12 protein-coding genes are annotated in these 17,023 nt (G+C 61.5%); 5 read left to right on the top strand and 7 right to left on the bottom strand.

The genetic code is table 11. The annotated features are described in order from the left end of the window. Nucleotides 1–20 precede the first annotated feature (20 nt). Nucleotides 21–1,310, bottom strand: a complete 1,290-nt coding sequence (locus JO015_04355) for an MFS transporter (GenBank protein MBV9998329.1) — start codon at nt 1,308–1,310, stop codon at nt 21–23. Further along, nucleotides 1,307–2,986 (bottom strand): AMP-binding protein, encoded by a 1,680-nt coding sequence (locus JO015_04360; GenBank protein ID MBV9998330.1) that lies wholly within the window; start codon nt 2,984–2,986, stop codon nt 1,307–1,309. The genes JO015_04355 and JO015_04360 overlap by 4 nt, the downstream gene beginning before the upstream one ends. Nucleotides 2,987–3,183: 197 nt before the next feature. Here JO015_04360 and JO015_04365 point away from each other — a divergent pair, with 197 nt between their 5' ends. Next, nucleotides 3,184–4,482, top strand: coding sequence for an MFS transporter (locus JO015_04365; protein MBV9998331.1), 1,299 nt, complete (start codon nt 3,184–3,186; stop codon nt 4,480–4,482). A 2-nt stretch (nt 4,483–4,484) separates the two neighbouring features. On the opposite strand, the gene JO015_04370 is transcribed toward JO015_04365, so the two are convergent. Then, nucleotides 4,485–5,243 carry a carbonic anhydrase gene (locus JO015_04370; protein ID MBV9998332.1) on the bottom strand — a complete coding sequence of 253 codons (759 nt, stop codon included), beginning with the start codon at nt 5,241–5,243 and terminating at the stop codon, nt 4,485–4,487. Nucleotides 5,244–5,608: 365 nt separating this feature from the next. Here JO015_04370 and tkt point away from each other — a divergent pair, with 365 nt between their 5' ends. Continuing rightward, the gene (gene tkt / locus JO015_04375) at nt 5,609–7,660 is read left to right on the top strand and encodes a transketolase (GenBank protein MBV9998333.1); all 2,052 of its coding nucleotides are present in this window, start codon (nt 5,609–5,611) and stop codon (nt 7,658–7,660) included. A gap of 102 nt (nt 7,661–7,762) precedes the next feature. Here the strand turns inward: tkt and JO015_04380 are convergent, their stop codons facing one another. The 3 genes from JO015_04380 to JO015_04390 all read right to left on the bottom strand — a co-directional run bounded on the left by JO015_04380 (nt 7,763) and on the right by JO015_04390 (nt 13,279). Further along, a complete protein-coding gene (locus JO015_04380) occupies nt 7,763–8,746 on the bottom strand; it encodes a replication initiation protein (GenBank protein MBV9998334.1) in 984 nt (327 codons plus the stop codon). Between the two features lie 1,089 nt (nt 8,747–9,835). Further along, on the bottom strand, nt 9,836–10,915 hold the full coding sequence (locus tag JO015_04385) for a beta-propeller fold lactonase family protein (protein ID MBV9998335.1): 1,080 nt from the start codon (nt 10,913–10,915) through the stop codon (nt 9,836–9,838). 108 nt (nt 10,916–11,023) lie between these two features. Next, a complete protein-coding gene (locus tag JO015_04390) occupies nt 11,024–13,279 on the bottom strand; it encodes a hypothetical protein (protein MBV9998336.1) in 2,256 nt (751 codons plus the stop codon). Between the two features lie 201 nt (nt 13,280–13,480). On the opposite strand from JO015_04390, the gene JO015_04395 reads away from it, so the two are divergent. The 3 genes from JO015_04395 (at nt 13,481) to JO015_04405 (ending at nt 16,143) form a co-directional block, all read left to right on the top strand. Further along, entirely contained in the window at nt 13,481–13,939 is a 459-nt protein-coding gene (locus tag JO015_04395) for a hypothetical protein (protein ID MBV9998337.1), read from the top strand. Between the two features lie 212 nt (nt 13,940–14,151). After that, entirely contained in the window at nt 14,152–15,930 is a 1,779-nt protein-coding gene (locus JO015_04400) for an ABC transporter ATP-binding protein/permease (GenBank protein MBV9998338.1), read from the top strand. 3 nt (nt 15,931–15,933) lie between these two features. Beyond that, on the top strand, nt 15,934–16,143 hold the full coding sequence (locus tag JO015_04405) for a hypothetical protein (protein MBV9998339.1): 210 nt from the start codon (nt 15,934–15,936) through the stop codon (nt 16,141–16,143). A 57-nt stretch (nt 16,144–16,200) separates the two neighbouring features. Here JO015_04405 and JO015_04410 read toward each other — a convergent pair whose 3' ends face one another. Beyond that, nucleotides 16,201–16,638: a DUF5069 domain-containing protein gene (locus JO015_04410; protein ID MBV9998340.1), complete on the bottom strand. Its 438-nt coding sequence runs from the start codon at nt 16,636–16,638 to the stop codon at nt 16,201–16,203. Nucleotides 16,639–17,023: the final 385 nt, after the last annotated feature.

The raw sequence follows: 17,023 nt of genomic DNA on the forward strand, positions 1-17,023 counted from the left end.
TGCCGAGCATAATCATGCCCTCAATTCGATGCGTCTTCCGGGTGGGGAATGACCAGGGCGGCGATCAGACCGAGCAGTGCCGCAAATGACATCCACACCGCCGGCATAGCCCGGTTCCCGGTGGTGTGAATAAGATAGGTACAGATCGCCGGAGTAAACCCGCCCAGAAAAGCCGTCGCGAGACTGTAAGCGAGCGAGAATCCGGTGGTGCGGACGTCTGCCGGCATGATCTCCGTCAAGGTTACCACCATGGCGCCGTTGTAGCTTGCATAGACAAACGACAGCCAGAGTTCCACCAGCAATAAGCGCCCGAAGGATGGCTGCGCGGTCAGCCACAGCACGGCCGGGTAGGCGGTTAACAACGCCAGCACCGTGAAAATGATTAAAAGGCGTTTCCTCCCGAATCGATCCGAGACGGAACCCATAACCGGCAGCCAGATGAAATTGGAGAGCCCCACGCACAACGTGACAATCAGGCTGGCCACGGACGTAAGGTGGAGTTCGCTTTGGCCGAAGGTCGGCGTGTACGCGGTAATCAGGTAGAAGGAAACGGTGGTCATGGCCACCAGCATGACGCCCGCCAGCACGATGGTCCAATTGGCGGCCAGGGTGCTGATGATCTGGGACATAGTCGGGTGACGCTTGCGCGCCTGAAAGGCTTCGGTTTCCGCCAGCGATCGCCGCAACAGGAAGAGCAGGGGAATGATCAGGCAGCCGACCAGGAACGGAACGCGCCAACCCCAGCGGTCCATCGTAGGTGGCGGGAGCAACTCGCTCAAAATGACCCCCAGCAGCGCCGTCACCATCACCGCCACCTGCTGGCTCGCTGACTGCCAACTGACGTAGAAGCCTTTGTGGCCGGGCGTCGCGATTTCCGCCAGGTAGACCGAAACACCCCCCAGCTCCACTCCTGCCGAAAACCCTTGCAGCAGCCGGCTCAAGAGAATCAGCAACGGCGCGAACAAACCTATCGTCGCGTACCCGGGCAAGCAGGCGATGGTAAGGGTCCCGATTGACATCAACGCCAGCGTCAGAAGGAGGCCCGCACGCCGGCCATACCGGTCGATGTACGCCCCAAGGACAATCGCGCCGACCGGCCGCATCAAAAACCCGGCCCCGAAAGTCATCAATGACAACATCAGCGAAGCGTACGGGTTCTCGACGGGAAAGAATGTGCGCCCGATCGCTCTGGCGTAGTACCCGAACACAATGAAGTCATACATCTCCAGGAAGTTGCCGCTGGAGACGCGGATAACATTCTTGATCTGCGCGATCCGATCGCTGCCGGACGGACGGTCGATGGTTTTCATTCCGGGAAGTTTTCTTCTCGATATTCGAAGGCCGGCCGTATTCCATCCTGCACATTAGCCGCCTCAAGGTGGCGTAACTCAACGCGGCGGATCTTGCCCGAGATCGTTTTCGGCAGGTCTGAAAATTCGATTCGCCGGATGCGATGGAACGGCGCGAGCGTTTTACGGATATGCTGAAAGATCGAGCGTGCGGTCTCAGGTGAAGGCTCGACGCCCGGCCTGAGCATGACAAAAGCCTTGGGCACGGCCAGCCGGACAGGGTCAGGCGAGGGGACCACCGCGCATTCGACCACGTCGGGGTGTTCGATCAGCGCGCTTTCCAGTTCAAAGGGGCTGATGCGATAGTCGGACGCCTTGAAGAGGTCGTCGGCCCGGCCCACGAACGCAAGGTAACCCTCGGTATCGCGCGACATGACGTCGCCTGTCCGGTGAACCTGCCCGACAAGCGGGGCCAGGGTGCCATCCTCTTTCTGGTACCCGGGCATGAGCCCCACGGGGCGCGGTTCGAGCGCGACGCAGAGTTCACCTTCGTTCGCCTCCCGATCGGAAAAATCCCGCAAAACCAGCTTGAAACCGGGCAGTGGTCTGCCCAGCGATGCCGATTTGGCGGGCTGCGCCGGAGAAGTGCCCGCGACGGCGGTGCTTTCCGTCTGGCCGTAACCCTCACGGATGGTAAGTCCCCAGGCGGCCCGGACCTGGTCGATGATCTCCGGGTTGAGCGGTTCGCCGGCGCTCACCACCTCGCGCAGGTGCGTCTTGTAATCAGTGAGCGGCTGGGTGACCAGCATTCGCCACACGGTGGGCGGAGCGCAGAAGGTCGTCACCTTTGCACGGGCAAGCGCTTCGAGCAGCCCGCGCGCGTTGAAACGCGGCTGGTTGAAAACGAAGATCGTCGCCTCGGCGTTCCAGGGCGCAAAAAGACAGCTCCAGGCGTGTTTTGCCCAGCCGGGGGATGCGATCGTGCAGTGTACGTCGCCGGGACGCACGCCGATCCAATACATGGTTGAAAGGTGGCCTACCGGGTAGGTGACGTGGGTATGCAGCACGAGTTTCGGCTTTGAGGTCGTACCCGAGGTGAAATAAAGCTGCATCGGATCCTCGGCCCGTGTTTCTGCCTCCGGCTCAAAGTCGGCCGGTGCACCGTACCCATCCTCGTGCGCATGCCACGCCGGCGCCGGGCCTCCGACCACCACGCGCGTACAGGATGTCCCGAGGTGTTCAAACCTCGAAACGCAATCTGCGGCACACACGAGGTGGCGCACCCGCCCCCTTTCCAGGCGGTCAACCAGATCGTCCCGGCTGAGCAGGGGTGCGGTCGGCAGAATCACGGCCCCGAGTTTAATCAGGGCTAGAATCGCCTCCCATAAAGGCGGAACGTTTCCCAGCATGAGCAGAACACGATCGCCACGCCGAATGCCAAGGCGCCGGTAATGGTTGGCGACCCGGGAAGACCGTTCGGAGAGTTCGCGAAAGGAAAGAATCGTTTCCGTCCCGTCCTCGAAGGCAACCCAGAGCGCTGGTTGCTCAGCCCTTTCGCCGGCCGCAATGCGATCAAACCAGTCAAGGGCCCAGTTGAAGCGATCCAGCTCGGGCCACTGGAATTCCCGGCAGGCAACCTCATAATTCGTACGATGCGCGAGGAGGAAGTCTCGCGCTGCTTTGAATGCATCCGGCATGAGAGTAGGGGCTCCGTTTCCCTGCCGGCGGGTCTCAGAATGACAGCCTCGTTTCGCGGTCAGGGGGGCTATCTGGTAACATCATCCGATTGTCCAGGAATTTCACAAGCGCGTTTAAGGCGTCACTCGAACGGATCATGGACCGGGTCCGCGATTGTTTGGATTCTCGCCGCACTCAGGATACAGGTAAGGCGAACATGCACGAAGCCGCATCATCCGCTAACCTCCGGACAAAAGTCGCAGATCGGAACCTGGTTCACCTCGGGCTCATCATCACCTTCGGCATTTTTGCCACCACGCTCCCTCAGCCGCAGGTATTGGGCAGGCTCCCTTTGCAATTTCTCCTGAAGAATGATGCCGGCGTCACTCGTGAGCAAATGGCGGCGTTCTTTTTCTGGTGCGGGTTGGCCTGGTACCTGAAGCCGTTTGCCGGTATTCTCACCGATGCGTTCCCGCTTTTCGGGACTCGGCGGCGGTATTACCTGCTGATCAGCTCGGCGCTGGCCTGTGCGAGCTGGATCGGCATGACTTTCCTGCCGCCTAAGTACGACGCCCTGCTCTGGGGCGCCATGATCGTGAATCTTTTCATGGTGATGGCCTCAACGGTGGTCGGTGCATTTCTCGTCGAGGCAGGCCAAAGCATGGGCGCCACCGGCCGCCTGACGGCCCAGCGCGTGTTAGTATCCAACGTTTGCAGTCTCATTCAGGGACCGCTCGGCGGCTTGTTGGCAACCGTAGGATTCATGTGGGCGACCGGCGCAAACGCGGCCGTCGTGTTATCAATCTTTCCAGTCGCGTACATCTTCCTAAGGGAGCAGAGCGTCGCCAAAAGCCGGGGTCACGAGGTTTTTCACAACGCCGGCCAGCAGCTGAGGACCATTTTCCGCTCAAGAAATCTCTGGATGGCATTGCTGTTCATGGCGTGCTTCTACTTTTCACCCGGGTTTTCGACGCCGCTTTTCTACCGGCAAACCGACGAACTGCACTTCTCGAAGCAGGCCATCGGAAATCTCGGCATCTTCAGTGGCGCCTTTGGAATTCTGGCGGCAGTCGTATACGGCCGGCTGATCAAGCGGGTCCCGATCCGCATCATACTGTTCATCGGGGTCGTAACGGCGGCGGTTGGAACGCTTCTTTACCTTTTCTATTCAACGTGGACGCGGGCGATCCTCATCGAATCGCAGAACGGGTTCTTTTTTACCCTCGCCGAACTGGCCTTGCTGGACCTTGCGGCACGGGCAACGCCTGCGGGATGCGAAGGCCTCGGGTACTCCCTGATGCTTTCGATCCGCAATGTCGCCGTCTTCGGCGCCGATATCGTCGGCTCGCACCTGGCGGACCACCAATGGCCGTTCGCCAGCCTCGTCCTCCTTAATGCGGGCACGACGGCGATCGTAGTGGTTCTCCTGCCGTTGCTGCCTGCGGCGTTGATGCGCAGCAAGGATCGGGCCGCAGACGCAGCGGCTGCCGAGGCCGCCCCGGTGCCGGAAGGATAGATTCAGGCCGGTTTGGACCGCGCCGTTTCCCGGCGCCGGTTGCGGGCGGATTTTTTGCCGTTCGTACTGTCTCCAATGGGCTGGTCAGGTTCGCCTTCGGGAGCCGGCGCCTGGCCCCGCTTGGTTTTGCTGTCTTTGCCGGCCGCCGTTTTCAGCGGAACGAACCGGCCCGCAGCCGGGTCGAACATCGCCACCGTCCCGGTACCGATCTCGTAAGTCCAGCCGTGCACGCCGAGCCGGCCTTCAGCCAATCGGGCCGCCACGGAGGGATGAGTCCGCAGATGATCCAACTGAGTGAGGACATTCTGCTCGACCAAGGCTTGCACCAGGGCATCGCCGTCCAGATCAGGGTACCGGACACGCACGACGCTGTGCGCTGCCGCGGCGTGCCGCAGCCACGAACCTACCGTCGGCATGCCGGCCAGGCTTTCCGGGCGGACCAGCGCCTTCATCGCCCCGCAATCCGAATGACCGCAGATCACGATACTTTTAACTTCCAGCGCCACCACCGCGTACTCGATCACTGCCGACACGCCGCCCAGCGCCGCGCCGTATGCCGGCACCACATTACCTACGTTGCGGCAGAGAAAGAGTTCGCCCGGCTCGGTCTGGGTGAACAGTTCAGGCACCACACGCGAATCCGCGCACGTAATTAAAAGCGTTTCAGGCTGTTGAGCCCGCGCAAGCCGCTGGAAGAGCTGGCGGCGTTGCGGAAAAGCCTGCGCGTGGAAGCGGCGCACGCCGTCGAGTAACCGGCCCATGGTGGCATCCCTCTCATCGACCGGTTTGCCAAGACCTTTTCTGTTCACCATAATCCCATTCCTTGTTTCCCTGTTTACGTTCAGATGCCGGCGCTCCAGACCCGGAAGCTGGAGAGGCTTGTACGAACCGGTTAAGCCATCAGCAGCCAAATCCAGGAACTCGTCGCCGGTTGATTAAGGGTCGCAAACGATAATCGGTCTGCAACCGCTTTGTTGAATGCCACAAATGACGGGCGCCTGCTTTGTCCTGGTCTCCAGTCGCGGTATCATCCATACTACCCCAACGCTTCATCATCGGAGGGCGTACCTCCGGCGGCGTTGGAGAATGCAACCCTAGGACGACGACCGTCCTAAAACTTCGGAATATGCCCGACATAGAATCTCTCTCAATCAACACGATCCGGACACTCTGCATGGATGCCGTCCAGCAGGCGAACTCGGGCCATCCAGGCACCCCGATGGCCATGGCGCCTGTAGCCTATGTGCTGTGGCAGGATTACCTGCGATTCGACCCTGAAGATCCGATCTGGCCTAACCGTGACCGCTTTATTCTCTCGGCGGGCCACGCGTCGACTTTGTTGTATTCCATGTTGCACCTGGCCGGTGTTAAGGCGGTTAACCGAAAATACGAAACCTTAGGCGAACTCTCCGTGACGCTGGAAGACCTCAAGCACTTCAGGCAACTGGAGAGCAAATGCCCGGGCCACCCGGAGTACCGCTGGACTTCCGGGGTGGAGACGACCACAGGGCCCCTGGGCCAGGGGGTGGCTACCAGTGTGGGAATCGCGCTGGCCGGCAAGTGGCTGGCCGAACGGTATAACCGCCCCGACTTTACCCTGTTCGACTACGACGTGTACGCGCTCGCCGGCGACGGGGACATGATGGAAGGTATCAGCAGCGAAGCTGCCTCTCTCGCGGGTCACCTCCGACTGTCTAATCTCTGCTGGATCTACGACAGTAACCGCATCACCATCGAGGGTAACACCAGTTTAGCTTTTTCCGAAGACGTGGCCGGGCGGTTTCTAGCGTATGGCTGGAGCATACAGCGGGTGTCGAACGCCAATGATTTGGACCTGTTGCGGGAAGCCTTCGAGCATTTCAAAAAGACCACCGATCGCCCGACCCTCATCATCGTCGACAGCCACATCGCCTACGGCGCCCCGACCAAGCAGGACACCGCCGCGGCTCACGGCGAACCTCTCGGGGACGCAGAAATCCGGGCGACCAAACGCCGTTACCAATGGCCGGAGGACGCCAAATTTCTGGTGCCCCCGGAAGTGCTGGAGGATTTCAAAGCCAAAGTCGGGCAACGCGGGGCGGCGCTGCGTAACCAGTGGATGGGGCTGTTCAGCGCCTACGAAAAGCAGTACCCGGACCTGGCGGGCGAAACGCTCTCAATCCAACGCCGGGAGCTGCCGAAGGGCTGGGATGCCGACATCCCCACCTTCCCGGCGGACCCGAAGGGGCTGGCCACTCGGGACTCTTCCGGAAAGGTGTTAAACGCCATCACCAAACGGCATCCTTGGCTGATCGGCGGCGCGGCCGACCTGGCGCCCTCGACCAAAACCTATCTTAGCGGTCAGGGCGATATCGGCCGGAATGCCTTCTCAGGCAGAAATCTCCACTTTGGTATCCGCGAACACGCCATGGGGGCCGCCCTGAACGGGTTGGCGCTCGCGAAGCTCCGAGGGTTCGGGGCGGGCTTTCTGATCTTCAGCGACTATAGCCGGCCGGCCTTGCGCCTGGCGGCGATCATGGAACTGCCGGTCATCCACATTTTCACCCACGATTCCATCGGCGTGGGCGAAGACGGGCCCACCCATCAACCGATTGAACACCTACCCTCATTACGGGCGATCCCCGGCCTGATCGTCATCCGGCCCGGCGATGCCAATGAAGTGGCTGAAGCCTGGCGTGTGATCATGGAACAGCAACACGAACCGGTGGCGCTCATTTTAAGCCGCCAAGCCTTGCCTACGCTGGACCGGTCCAAGTTCGGGCCTGCCTCGGGTTTGCGGCGGGGTGCCTATATCCTTTCGGAAGCCTCGAACGGCAAACCTGACGTCCTGCTGCTGACAACCGGCAGCGAGGTACCCCTTTGCGTGGAAGCCCAAGCGGCGCTGAAACAGCAAGGGGTCGAGGCGCGCGTGGTGAGCATGCCGTCGTGGGAATTGTTCGAAAAACAGGACGCAGAATATCGCGAATCCGTAATACCGGCAGCCATCAAAGCACGAGTCTCGGTGGAAAAGGCAGCCCGGTTCGGTTGGGAACGCTACGTCGGCTTGGAAGGCGAACGCATCGGCATGAAGACCTTCGGGGCTTCCGCGCCGTTAAAAGAGCTGCAGAAGAAGTTTGGGTTTACGGTGGACGCCGTTGCGTCGGCAGCTCTGGAGCAGGTGCGTAAAGCAAAAGCATAGGCCCAGGTCAGCCTTCCACCCGTCCGCAACGGACCACGAAGCCGGTCTCACACCACCTCGGCAAGGTAGGTTTCAGCCTACCCTGCCGGCGCCCCAGGAAAGTCACAGCGTCATTATGCCCGGCAGGGAAGGATTTTGATCCCGCTCAAGCAATTCAGCAAGGTTGGAGAGCAGGATCGCTCCGGGCCGGGTCGGATCCGCCGGTAGACGCCATGCCCCGGGGAATTGAGCCAACCACGCCCGGCGCTGCTCATCGTCGGCGTCCTCCCAATGCTTTCGGGCACTCTCCAGACGAGCTGTGGAACTCCGGCTCAGTTTTGCCGCTTGTTCCTGTTCGTACAGTTCTTCCCGGCGTTTGGCGGCCGCAGCACCGGACGGCAGCGTCATTGTAGGCGTGTTCGGAATGGCCCGGAAGGACCAACCGACGACGCGCTTGCCTTCTTTGATCGGGTCGTACCGAAAAGTCACGTCGGCGCGCTCGTTCAGTTCGCGCATCGCGCGTTTAAGAATCACTGCGATGTGTTTCGGTTCATCGTAAGCTGAACCCTTCAGCGCGAGGAAGCTCCGAGCCCGTTCCAGGGTAAACTCCCAGACGGGCAACTGGTTACGAACGTCCCGCGGATTCCAGGAGCGGACGTACATGTACATGCGCATCGCGTAGGAACTCTTGAGCCTGAGGAAGACATCCAGCGGCACCTGCGTGAAGTGTTCCTTCAGCTGGACCAGAAGAGGCCGCATTTCATCGTGGAAACGCAGCTCAATGATGCCCTGGTGATCCCAATACTTTGCGTACGAAAAGATTTGAAATTTGGTTCGGGATCCATCCACCGGGTTGTTGATTTCCACCAACGACCGCATCATTTCATCGGCAGCCCGCTCGAGCGTTTCATACGCGGAACGGCCGGCCAGCCCCAGCCCGGCCATGTAGTCTTTCACGCGCAACCGGTGGGTAACAAGGTCTCCCTCTTGCGTGGCCTTGACCGCCAGCATGATGACCAAACGGTAGCCCAGGGCCGTGAGTTCCGTCCGAGCGCGCGCGAGCTCGTTATGGATCACGGCGACCTGTTTGCGACGTCGTTCGCGCATCCCAAGTATAAGGCTAAACGGCGCCGAAAACTGCAAGCGCTTTTCCCGTTTCCCGTTTCTGTCACCGATCCGCCCCTTCGGCCTGTCAAGTTCCTCGGGAAATCGTCCCGTTCGTGTCACCGATACCGGTCCCGGCCGGGATTAATCGGGTCGCAACTTTTATTTTAAAGGTTAAATTTCATTTTTCCCGGCTTTTCCCGGCGTGGCTTTGCAGGATCGGGGGGGCAGCACGCAAAACCGGCGACATAAACGGGAACTCCGTAAACGGGAACTCCGGCCACCCCGGCTTCACTCGTGCCTCCAAGGCGGCCCGCCCCAGGTCTTGCCATTTTCCCATTCTCATACCGAGCTGCAACGGGATGGGCGACAAGAACGGGACGAACGGGCCGCAGGCCCCAGCGCCCTCGTCGGTGACAAGAATGGGACGCTTTGCCCGGGAGAAAGAGCCTGCCTTCGGTTCCTGATTCGCGCCGACATCATCAGACGAAGGCATCGGTGACACGAACGGGACGGTTTCCCGAGGAGAATGCGCCGCCAAAGACGCGTTCGGTGACACGAACGGGAAGAGGCCTGCAGGGAATGGCCGGCCCTGGCCGCAAAAGGCTTTCCGCACCGGGGATGGGTGACAAAACCGGGACTCGATTCCCTCGAAGCGCGGATCCCGGAGGCGCACTTCCCCCGGGGGACGGGCGCCCGAGTCCGGGCCTTTCCCGGATTTGTCGCCGGAGACGCCCCGGCGTGTGCCGGTCAGGCGTTTTTGATCTGCCCGGATTTGACGCTTGAGCCCGGCGCCGCATCCGTTCCCGTTCTTGTCACCCTGGCCGAGGTGTCTCTGGTCAGGTGCTGCCCAGCCTGTTTCCCGTCGTTGTCGCCTTCTTCCCGTTTTCATCGCCGACGAGGGCTGGGATGGCCTGTTTTTGTCGCCCTTTATCCCATTCCTGTCACCGGAGCAGCCACATATATGAAGGAAAGGGGGAAACCGAAAATACTTGGGGTGGCTTGCGATGGAGGCTTGCGATGGAGGAAGGAGACAAGTGCAGCCATTGGAAGTTCCGTCAGGATGGCTTACCCGCAAAATACGCAGCCACCTTACTCCCCGCCGTGTCCGCCCTTGCCGGCGACGACGCAACAAGGTTGGGCGCCTGCAGCGAAGGGTGAACCGCCAAAGGGTATCAAGGTTCCTTCAGGCTCGATTCGGTAGGCCGATACGTTCCCGCCAAATTTGTTGGCCACGTAAGCGAAGTTCGACTTGGCGCTGACGGCGACAGAAAAGGGACTAAGACCTGCGCTAAAAGGGGATCCGGGCAACGGTTCCAAAGCCCCGTCGGTAAGGATGCGGTAGGCCGAAAGGTTATCGCTGAGTTCGTTTACCACGTAGGCGAACCTGCCGGATGGGTCTACGGCGATATCGTGGGGATCGCTCCGGGTTGCAAATGGTGAACCCGGAACGGGCAGCAAGGCTCCATTATCACCGACGCGGTACGCCGAGACGTCGTTCTCGCCTTCATTCACCACGTAAACATACTTACCCGCAGGCTCGACGACGACGGCGAATGGTCCGATTCCCACCGCGAACGGTGAACCGGGAGCGGGCGTCAACGCCCCATCGGAAGCGATCTGGTAAACCGAGACGTCGTCACTAACTTCGTTGGCGACGTAGACAAACCTACCTGTAGGATCTACGGCGACGGAACGGGGAAAATGCCCTGCTGTGAACGGCGAGCCCGCAACAGGCGTCAGCCCCCCATCGGGGCCTATCCGGTAGACGGAGACGTCGTTGCTGGCGGCGTTTGCTACGTAAGCGAACTTGCCCATGGGGTCCACCGCCATCCTGTGCGGATTGTCGCCCGTTGCGAAGGGCGAGCCGGGGACGGGCGTCAGGGCTCCGTCAGTACCGATGCGGTAGGCGGAGACGTCGTTGCTACTCTCGTTGACCACGTAGGCGAACTCGTCCGCTCCACCTATCACCATGGAAGAGGGTAGATTGCCCGCCGCGAAGGGTGAGCCGGGAATGGACGTCAGGGCCCCGGCGGCATCGATCAGGTAGGCCGAGACGTTGTTGCCGCCGCCCCCGTTCACTACGTAGACAAACTCGGCTTTTGCGGGGGATCTCAGCGACACAAAACCGATTGCGAGCGCTGCCCATGCAGATATGCTAGCGCGACTCATAACAGCATTATGCCACCTCATTCGCGGCCGGTACACCGGTTCCGCAGCGCCCGAACGGATTTCAGGTTGCGTTAACGGCGATACCTGCCGGCCCGGAAACCGGGCGTGCTAAAATGGCTGCTCAATACCCGGCTGGTGCAACACCGAACCTTTGAATGTTTTGATCAGCTCGGGAAGGGCATCCGGCTGCATACGCGAGCGACCACGATTGTGGCCTGACCCCAAACCGTGGCGGCGGTTGAAGTCATCGATCTGTTCGCGGCGGGCGGCGACGAAGCGCTTTACCGCAGGCCGAAAGCAGCCTGTGAGGTCAGCCAGCAGGGACTCGCTGACGAACCATTTTTGGCCCCGTGCTTCGGCGGCTTCGTCGATGTCGGTCAGGTAACGGAGCGCTTTGGCGAGCTTCTCGCCGGCTTGCGACGTGTGGCGGTTGGGGGTTGAGGCTGCGGCCGGAGACGGCGAAGGGGTTTCGCTGCCGGACCGTTCGGTTGCTTCAGCGGGAGCGGGCGTCAGGACTTGAGGCGGTGGTTTGGGTTCGATCTCCGGCGCAGGCGTTCGCCGGGTGGCAACCGGGCCGGGCGCCGCGGCCGGTTCGGCGGGTGAGACGGGCGGCGCGGTTTCGCGTGGCCGCAAGGCCGGGTCGACTTGGGGCAAGGCTGCTGAAGCGCCGGGGGGGGCAAACGTGGCCGAAGAAGGGCCCGCAGCCTGGGCGATGGCGTCCATCGCGAGCCGCATGAGGGCTTCTTGAAGCTGGGGCGGAGCCAGGGTGGCTGCTCGCGAGGATAAGTCTAACAGTTGTTGCGCGATTGGCAGCAACTCGATGCGCGGACCGGTGTCGGCCGCGGCCTCTTTCAGCTGGCGTTGCAGGCCGACGAGACGAGCTGAGAGCGCGTCGCGTTCGGCCGCGAGCTCCTCGACCTGGCACTGCAGCTTGCGCTCCTTCTGCTGGTCGGTCTCTCTTTGGGTGCGCTGCTGATTTTCGAGGGATTGCAGACGCGCGGCGGCCTTTTGCGCTTGGTCGCCGAGAGCCCGGAAGTTCTCGGAGAAGGCGTTCAAAAGCGTTGCCGGGTCCATTTGCTCCGTGGTGAAATCCAGGTGGCGCGCCAGGTCGCGTGCGGCGTGAGCGAAGGCGAGGACGCGATCCAGCACCCGAGGTTGAGGCTCATCGGCGCTGCCTTTCCAGTCTCGGGAGAGCGCCGTGTAGGCGGGAACCGACACCCGCCAGTGTTGGGTCTTGGGTGCGGGCGAGCGTTTGAGCGATTTACCTTGCCTGGTGCGCCTGGCGGGCGTGGCGTTCGGGGCGGTGCGGGTGGGCTTGGGTGAGGGCATGGGCGTGCTTCTGGCGGGTTGCTTGTCGGCGGCGGAACTGACCGGGGCGCGAAAGACCTCGAGAATCTGCACGCCGGGCTGTCCCAGCCTGAGTCCCTGGCGGCCGTCCCGGTTACCTTGGGCGTCGGCGATGGCGTAATCGTCGTAATGCCGGGAAGCAGCATAGGAACGCCGTTCTTTAGGGTCGTCGGCATCAACGATCATGCGGTGACCCTGGATCTCGGCCTTGTAGAGCGTGGGATTGATTCTCGGCGGGCAGTAGTAATGGACGGCCAAGGTGGCGTAGATGGCCCGGAACAGGTGCATGTACAGATCGTTCTCGCCTTCGCGGGTGGGGATGAGGCCGGCGAAGTGGCGACCGGCGGCTTCACGGCACTGGCGGCCAAACCGCTGGTTAAGGTCTCGGGGGCTGAGGGCTTCGGGACCCAGCCTGAGGCGAAGCCCTTTCCATGCGTCGATCACCACCGATGCGGGCACCAGCGTCGGGATCTCGAAAGTGAAGGGCTTGCCGGAGCCGTCCTGGCGGCGTTTTAACTGGCCGGTAAACCGGACCGAGTAATCGGTTTTAAGCTCGAGTTTCGTCGCGGCGCCGAGCAGTTCGCTGATTCGCCGCCCGGTCGCCACGGCCAGGCCGGTCGCCAGGTCAGCCCAGTTGGAATGTTTATCGGAAAGCAGCGCTTGGGCGCGGGCCACAATCGCGTCGGGGTTCCGGAGGAACCGGGTGTTCAGGTTGCGCGTTTCCACCCGGTCATGGGCCGGTGCGTTGATTTTCAGCCAGGTCGCCTCATCGAAGCGCACCACCTCCAGCGCAGGGTGGTGCTCACCGAGCGCGCGGCGGATGGCATTCCGGACCTGCGACAAATAATTTTTCTGCTGCCGCGAGGTCTTGAGCCGGCGGCTTTCGAAATAAGCGACCAACGCTTTAAACCAGCGCTCGGCTTTGGTGCGCCCTTCCGGGGTTGCCGTGACGTCTTCTAACTCCGCCAGATGAGCGGAGAGATAAGCGTTGAGCCATTCGTAAGGGGCATGGCGCATAAGGTGTATGGGCAGCGCGGCCTGTAGGGTACATAAAATTGGACCGGATGCGCAACGCCAAATCTGCGTAGAACCGAAATGCATGCACTTTCACCGTGGTGCCGTGCTGAAAAGCCGGGCCGGCGCCGGCTTCTCCTCCCTCGCAGCCCGGCGGAATCGGGGTTAGTCTAATCCGTGCGTGACTGGCTTTGGCATCTCACGATGAACACGGGCGAGGTGAGGAAATGTGAGCGCTGCCATTTTACCGACTGGCATTGGGCGGAATTTGAACACGCCCGGCTCCTGCCTGGTCCCGTCCAAATGGCGTACGACAGCAATTACTGGCTTTATACCACCCTCAAGCCGGACGAAAAATGGGCCTCGTTCGAATTCCGGCGGAACCGGGTGGGGCTGGGCCAGGTCCGCCTGAGCTGGGCGTGCGTCTGCCTCGAGCAGGTAGCCGAAGCCTTTACGTGGGCGCAGGCCGTGGAACGATTCAGCCTCGACTGTCCGGATGCGTTCGCCGCGAGGCCGGCAATGGACCTTCCTGGCGACTGCCCCTGGGTAGCGGCCGTCGAGATCACCCGGCTGGCCGGCCACGAGCGGGGCTGGATGTGGGAGTTTCATGCGCTCTATGGCTGGTATTTGGCCGGTAAATTATCCGAGGAAGTCTGGGCCTGACTGACCTGGACGAAGCGGGGCCTTTCGGCAGGCGGCTGCACAGCCGTTTTCTCCAACTCAACAACTCACGATTCCGGCGGCCAACCGGTCCAACCCTGACGCGGAGAAACCAGGCCGTCCGCAAGGCAAACCTGTCGCGTTTGTAACGTTCGAGTAAGGGACGCGTCACCAGAGCCGCCGTAATTCGTAATGGGTAGCGAATCAGGTTTGAGATGGAGACAAGACTTAAGCAAAGGGTGGTTGTCGAGGCCTGGCAGCTCGCCAAGCCATACTGGACCTCGGAAGAGAAATGGTCAGCCTGGGGGCTGCTGCTGGCCGTCATCGCGCTGAACCTCGGCAACGTGTACATCAGTGTGCGCATCAATGAGTGGAGCAGCGCGTTTTACAACGCGCTCCAGGCTTTCGACCGGCCCGAATTTTTCCACCAACTCGGCATATTTTGCATCCTGGCGGCCGCTTACATCGCCATGGCCGTCTACGCCCTGTACCTCAACCAGATGCTCCAGATCCGCTGGCGGCGCTGGCTGACCCGACGGTACCTCCAGGCCTGGCTTGCCGGCCGCGCTTACTATCAATTGCAACTGGGCACCATGACCGGTCGTAGCTCTCAGCAGGGTGATAATCAGCAGCCCGATAACCCCGACCAGCGCATCGCTGAGGACCTCAACCAATTCACCAGGTACGTCCTGAGCTTGTCGCTTGGCTTGCTTTCGTCAGTGGTTTCCCTCGCTTCGTTTCTCGTTATCCTCTGGGGACTCTCGGGCGCGGCCGACCTCTCCCTGGGGCCTTTGGGAACCTTCCGGCTGCCTGGTTACCTGGTCTGGGCCGCCCTGCTTTACGCGGGCGCCGGCACGTGGCTGACCATTAAAATCGGACGGCCGCTGGTGCCCTTGAACTTTGCCCAGCAACGGTTCGAAGCCGATTTTCGTTACAGCCTGGTGCGGCTGCGGGAAAACGCCGAGAGCGTCGCCTTTTACGGCGGTGAGTCGGTCGAGATGGGCGTTTTTGAAGAACGCTTCAGCCGCGTGGTCGCGAATTTCTGGCAGCTTATGAAACGCCAGAAGCGCCTGACCTGGTTGACCTCAGGTTATGCGCAAGTCGCGGTCATCTTCCCGGTGGTGGTCGTGGCGCCCCGGTATTTTGCCCGGCAGATCCTTCTGGGTGGGCTGATGCAGGTTATCAATGCCTTCTCGTCGGTGCAGAACGCGCTTTCATTCATCGTTACCTCCTACACCGACATTGCCGCCTGGCAGGCGGTGACTGAACGGCTAAACGGTTTTGAGCGCCGCCTGAAGGCGATCCGGCAAGCCGGCGATATACCTCAGCCATTCGTCGTGCGCCGTGACGGGGAGGGCGTAGCGGTGCAAGGGACAGACCTCGACCTGCCCGACGGAAGGCCGCTGTTGCGCGACGTCGGCTTCACTTTGGGTCAAGGTCAAACGCTGTTGATCACGGGGCCGAGCGGTGCGGGCAAGAGCACCCTCCTGCGTGCCTTGGCCGGAATCTGGCCGTTTGGACGCGGCGAGATCCGGCTGTGCGCAGGGCGCGTGTTCTTTGTGCCGCAACGGCCTTACCTGCCGCTGGGTACTCTGGCTGGAGCGTTGCTCTACCCGGACAGGGATGGACCCCAAAGCAGCGTCCCGCGGGCGCGGCTCACGGCGGTACTCAAGGCGGTAGGACTGGGCGCGCTGGCCGGCGAGCTCGATACCGTTGAGAACTGGTCCCAACGCCTCTCGCTCGGTGAACAACAACGGCTTGCCTTCGCCCGCGTTCTTCTGGCCCAACCGGCGCTCCTGTTTTTGGACGAGGCGACGTCGGCGCTCGACGAACCGGCGGAGGCTCACCTTTATGGGGCGTTGCAACAGGCGTCCTCGCGGCCCACGGTAGTGAGCGTCGGCCATCGAAGCACGCTCCGGCGCTTTCACGACCGGATCCTGGAACTCGCAGCCTCCTCGGAGCAGGCCCCCGCAGCCGGGGTTTTCACCGGTTAACCTATGAATGCGAACCTCCAAAGGTTCACCGGCTTTGCCGACACCTATGACCGATACCGCCCGGCATTACCGGTCGTCATTCGCGAGATCCTTGCACAGTTGGCGGGCGACGCGCATCCCTTTCGAGTGATTGGGATCCTGGCTGACCGCGTCGTGCCGTGGTGGTGGAGCTATCGAATACGGGTCGGGATTAAAATGCCGGTTGTGAAATAGATGCCGGTGCACAACGGCCGTCTTCGGCCTGCGCTCGTCGTTAACAACCCAGTTGATTTAACGCGCGTAGCTGACCCGGTCGTCGGCTTCCAGCCAGTCAAACAGCGTCGTTCCGGACGGATCGAGACCGAGCTTGGCGCACTCGCCGGCAAACCATTCCTTGCGCTCGGGATCCTCATACGGCCGGGCTCCTTCGACCTTGCCTGCCCATTCACGGACTTCTTCGCGACTCTTTGGGGTGCCGTGCGCGTCCAGCCAGGCGAGCACGTCCTCGTCGGAGGCGCCGCCCTCCAGCAGCTTTTTCACTTCGTCTCCGGTCACGCCTTTGAAGCCGAAAAGTATGTTGTCGAGAGGACAATCATAGTGGTACTCGCCGATGCTTCCGGCAAGCAGGGCACGCCCTTTGTCCAGCGTACGGCCAAGGATCACGTATGTGCCGAGCCGCTCACGCGGGCTGCGAGGCGGTTCTTTGGTAAGATCTTTTGCTGAGCTCATAGAGGGTCCACAGGTTTGTTGATGGCTCAAAATGCCAGTCTCGCCAGTGAAGGCAACGAATCATTTCTCTGCGGCGCTTCGGGAAAAAGAAAGAACGCCACGTACAGGCCAACGCCGAAGACGCCGCCCGGTCGAGACGAGCGTGTGCAGAACGGAATATACCCGCCTCGAGTGGGACCACCCGGATGCGGGCAGGTATTCACCACCGTTTGAACCCCCGGCAAAATTTTCCGGGTCCGGAAGGGCGGGGGCAGGGCCTTTTTGCCTAGCGGGGGCCGGCCGGGCCCGCCCGGCCCGGGCCCGCCCCTCTGGTAAAACCCCTTTTTTATGGTTCTTTTAGGCCTTGGCACGCCCGCTGCTCTGCGCTGCGCCAGCTTTTGCACCC

Source organism: Verrucomicrobiota bacterium, assembly GCA_019247695.1.
Classification (GTDB): domain Bacteria; phylum Verrucomicrobiota; class Verrucomicrobiia; order Chthoniobacterales; family JAFAMB01; genus JAFBAP01.

Coding starts and splice junctions, on each gene's coding strand:
- JO015_04355 (MBV9998329.1), bottom strand. CDS start 1,310: ATGAAAACCATCGACCGTCCGTCCGGCAGCGATCGGATCGCGCAGATC.
- JO015_04360 (MBV9998330.1), bottom strand. CDS start 2,986: ATGCCGGATGCATTCAAAGCAGCGCGAGACTTCCTCCTCGCGCATCGT.
- JO015_04365 (MBV9998331.1), top strand. CDS start 3,184: ATGCACGAAGCCGCATCATCCGCTAACCTCCGGACAAAAGTCGCAGAT.
- JO015_04370 (MBV9998332.1), bottom strand. CDS start 5,243: ATGGGCCGGTTACTCGACGGCGTGCGCCGCTTCCACGCGCAGGCTTTT.
- tkt (MBV9998333.1), top strand. CDS start 5,609: ATGCCCGACATAGAATCTCTCTCAATCAACACGATCCGGACACTCTGC.
- JO015_04380 (MBV9998334.1), bottom strand. CDS start 8,746: ATGCGCGAACGACGTCGCAAACAGGTCGCCGTGATCCATAACGAGCTC.
- JO015_04385 (MBV9998335.1), bottom strand. CDS start 10,915: ATGAGTCGCGCTAGCATATCTGCATGGGCAGCGCTCGCAATCGGTTTT.
- JO015_04390 (MBV9998336.1), bottom strand. CDS start 13,279: ATGCGCCATGCCCCTTACGAATGGCTCAACGCTTATCTCTCCGCTCAT.
- JO015_04395 (MBV9998337.1), top strand. CDS start 13,481: ATGAACACGGGCGAGGTGAGGAAATGTGAGCGCTGCCATTTTACCGAC.
- JO015_04400 (MBV9998338.1), top strand. CDS start 14,152: ATGGAGACAAGACTTAAGCAAAGGGTGGTTGTCGAGGCCTGGCAGCTC.
- JO015_04405 (MBV9998339.1), top strand. CDS start 15,934: ATGAATGCGAACCTCCAAAGGTTCACCGGCTTTGCCGACACCTATGAC.
- JO015_04410 (MBV9998340.1), bottom strand. CDS start 16,638: ATGAGCTCAGCAAAAGATCTTACCAAAGAACCGCCTCGCAGCCCGCGT.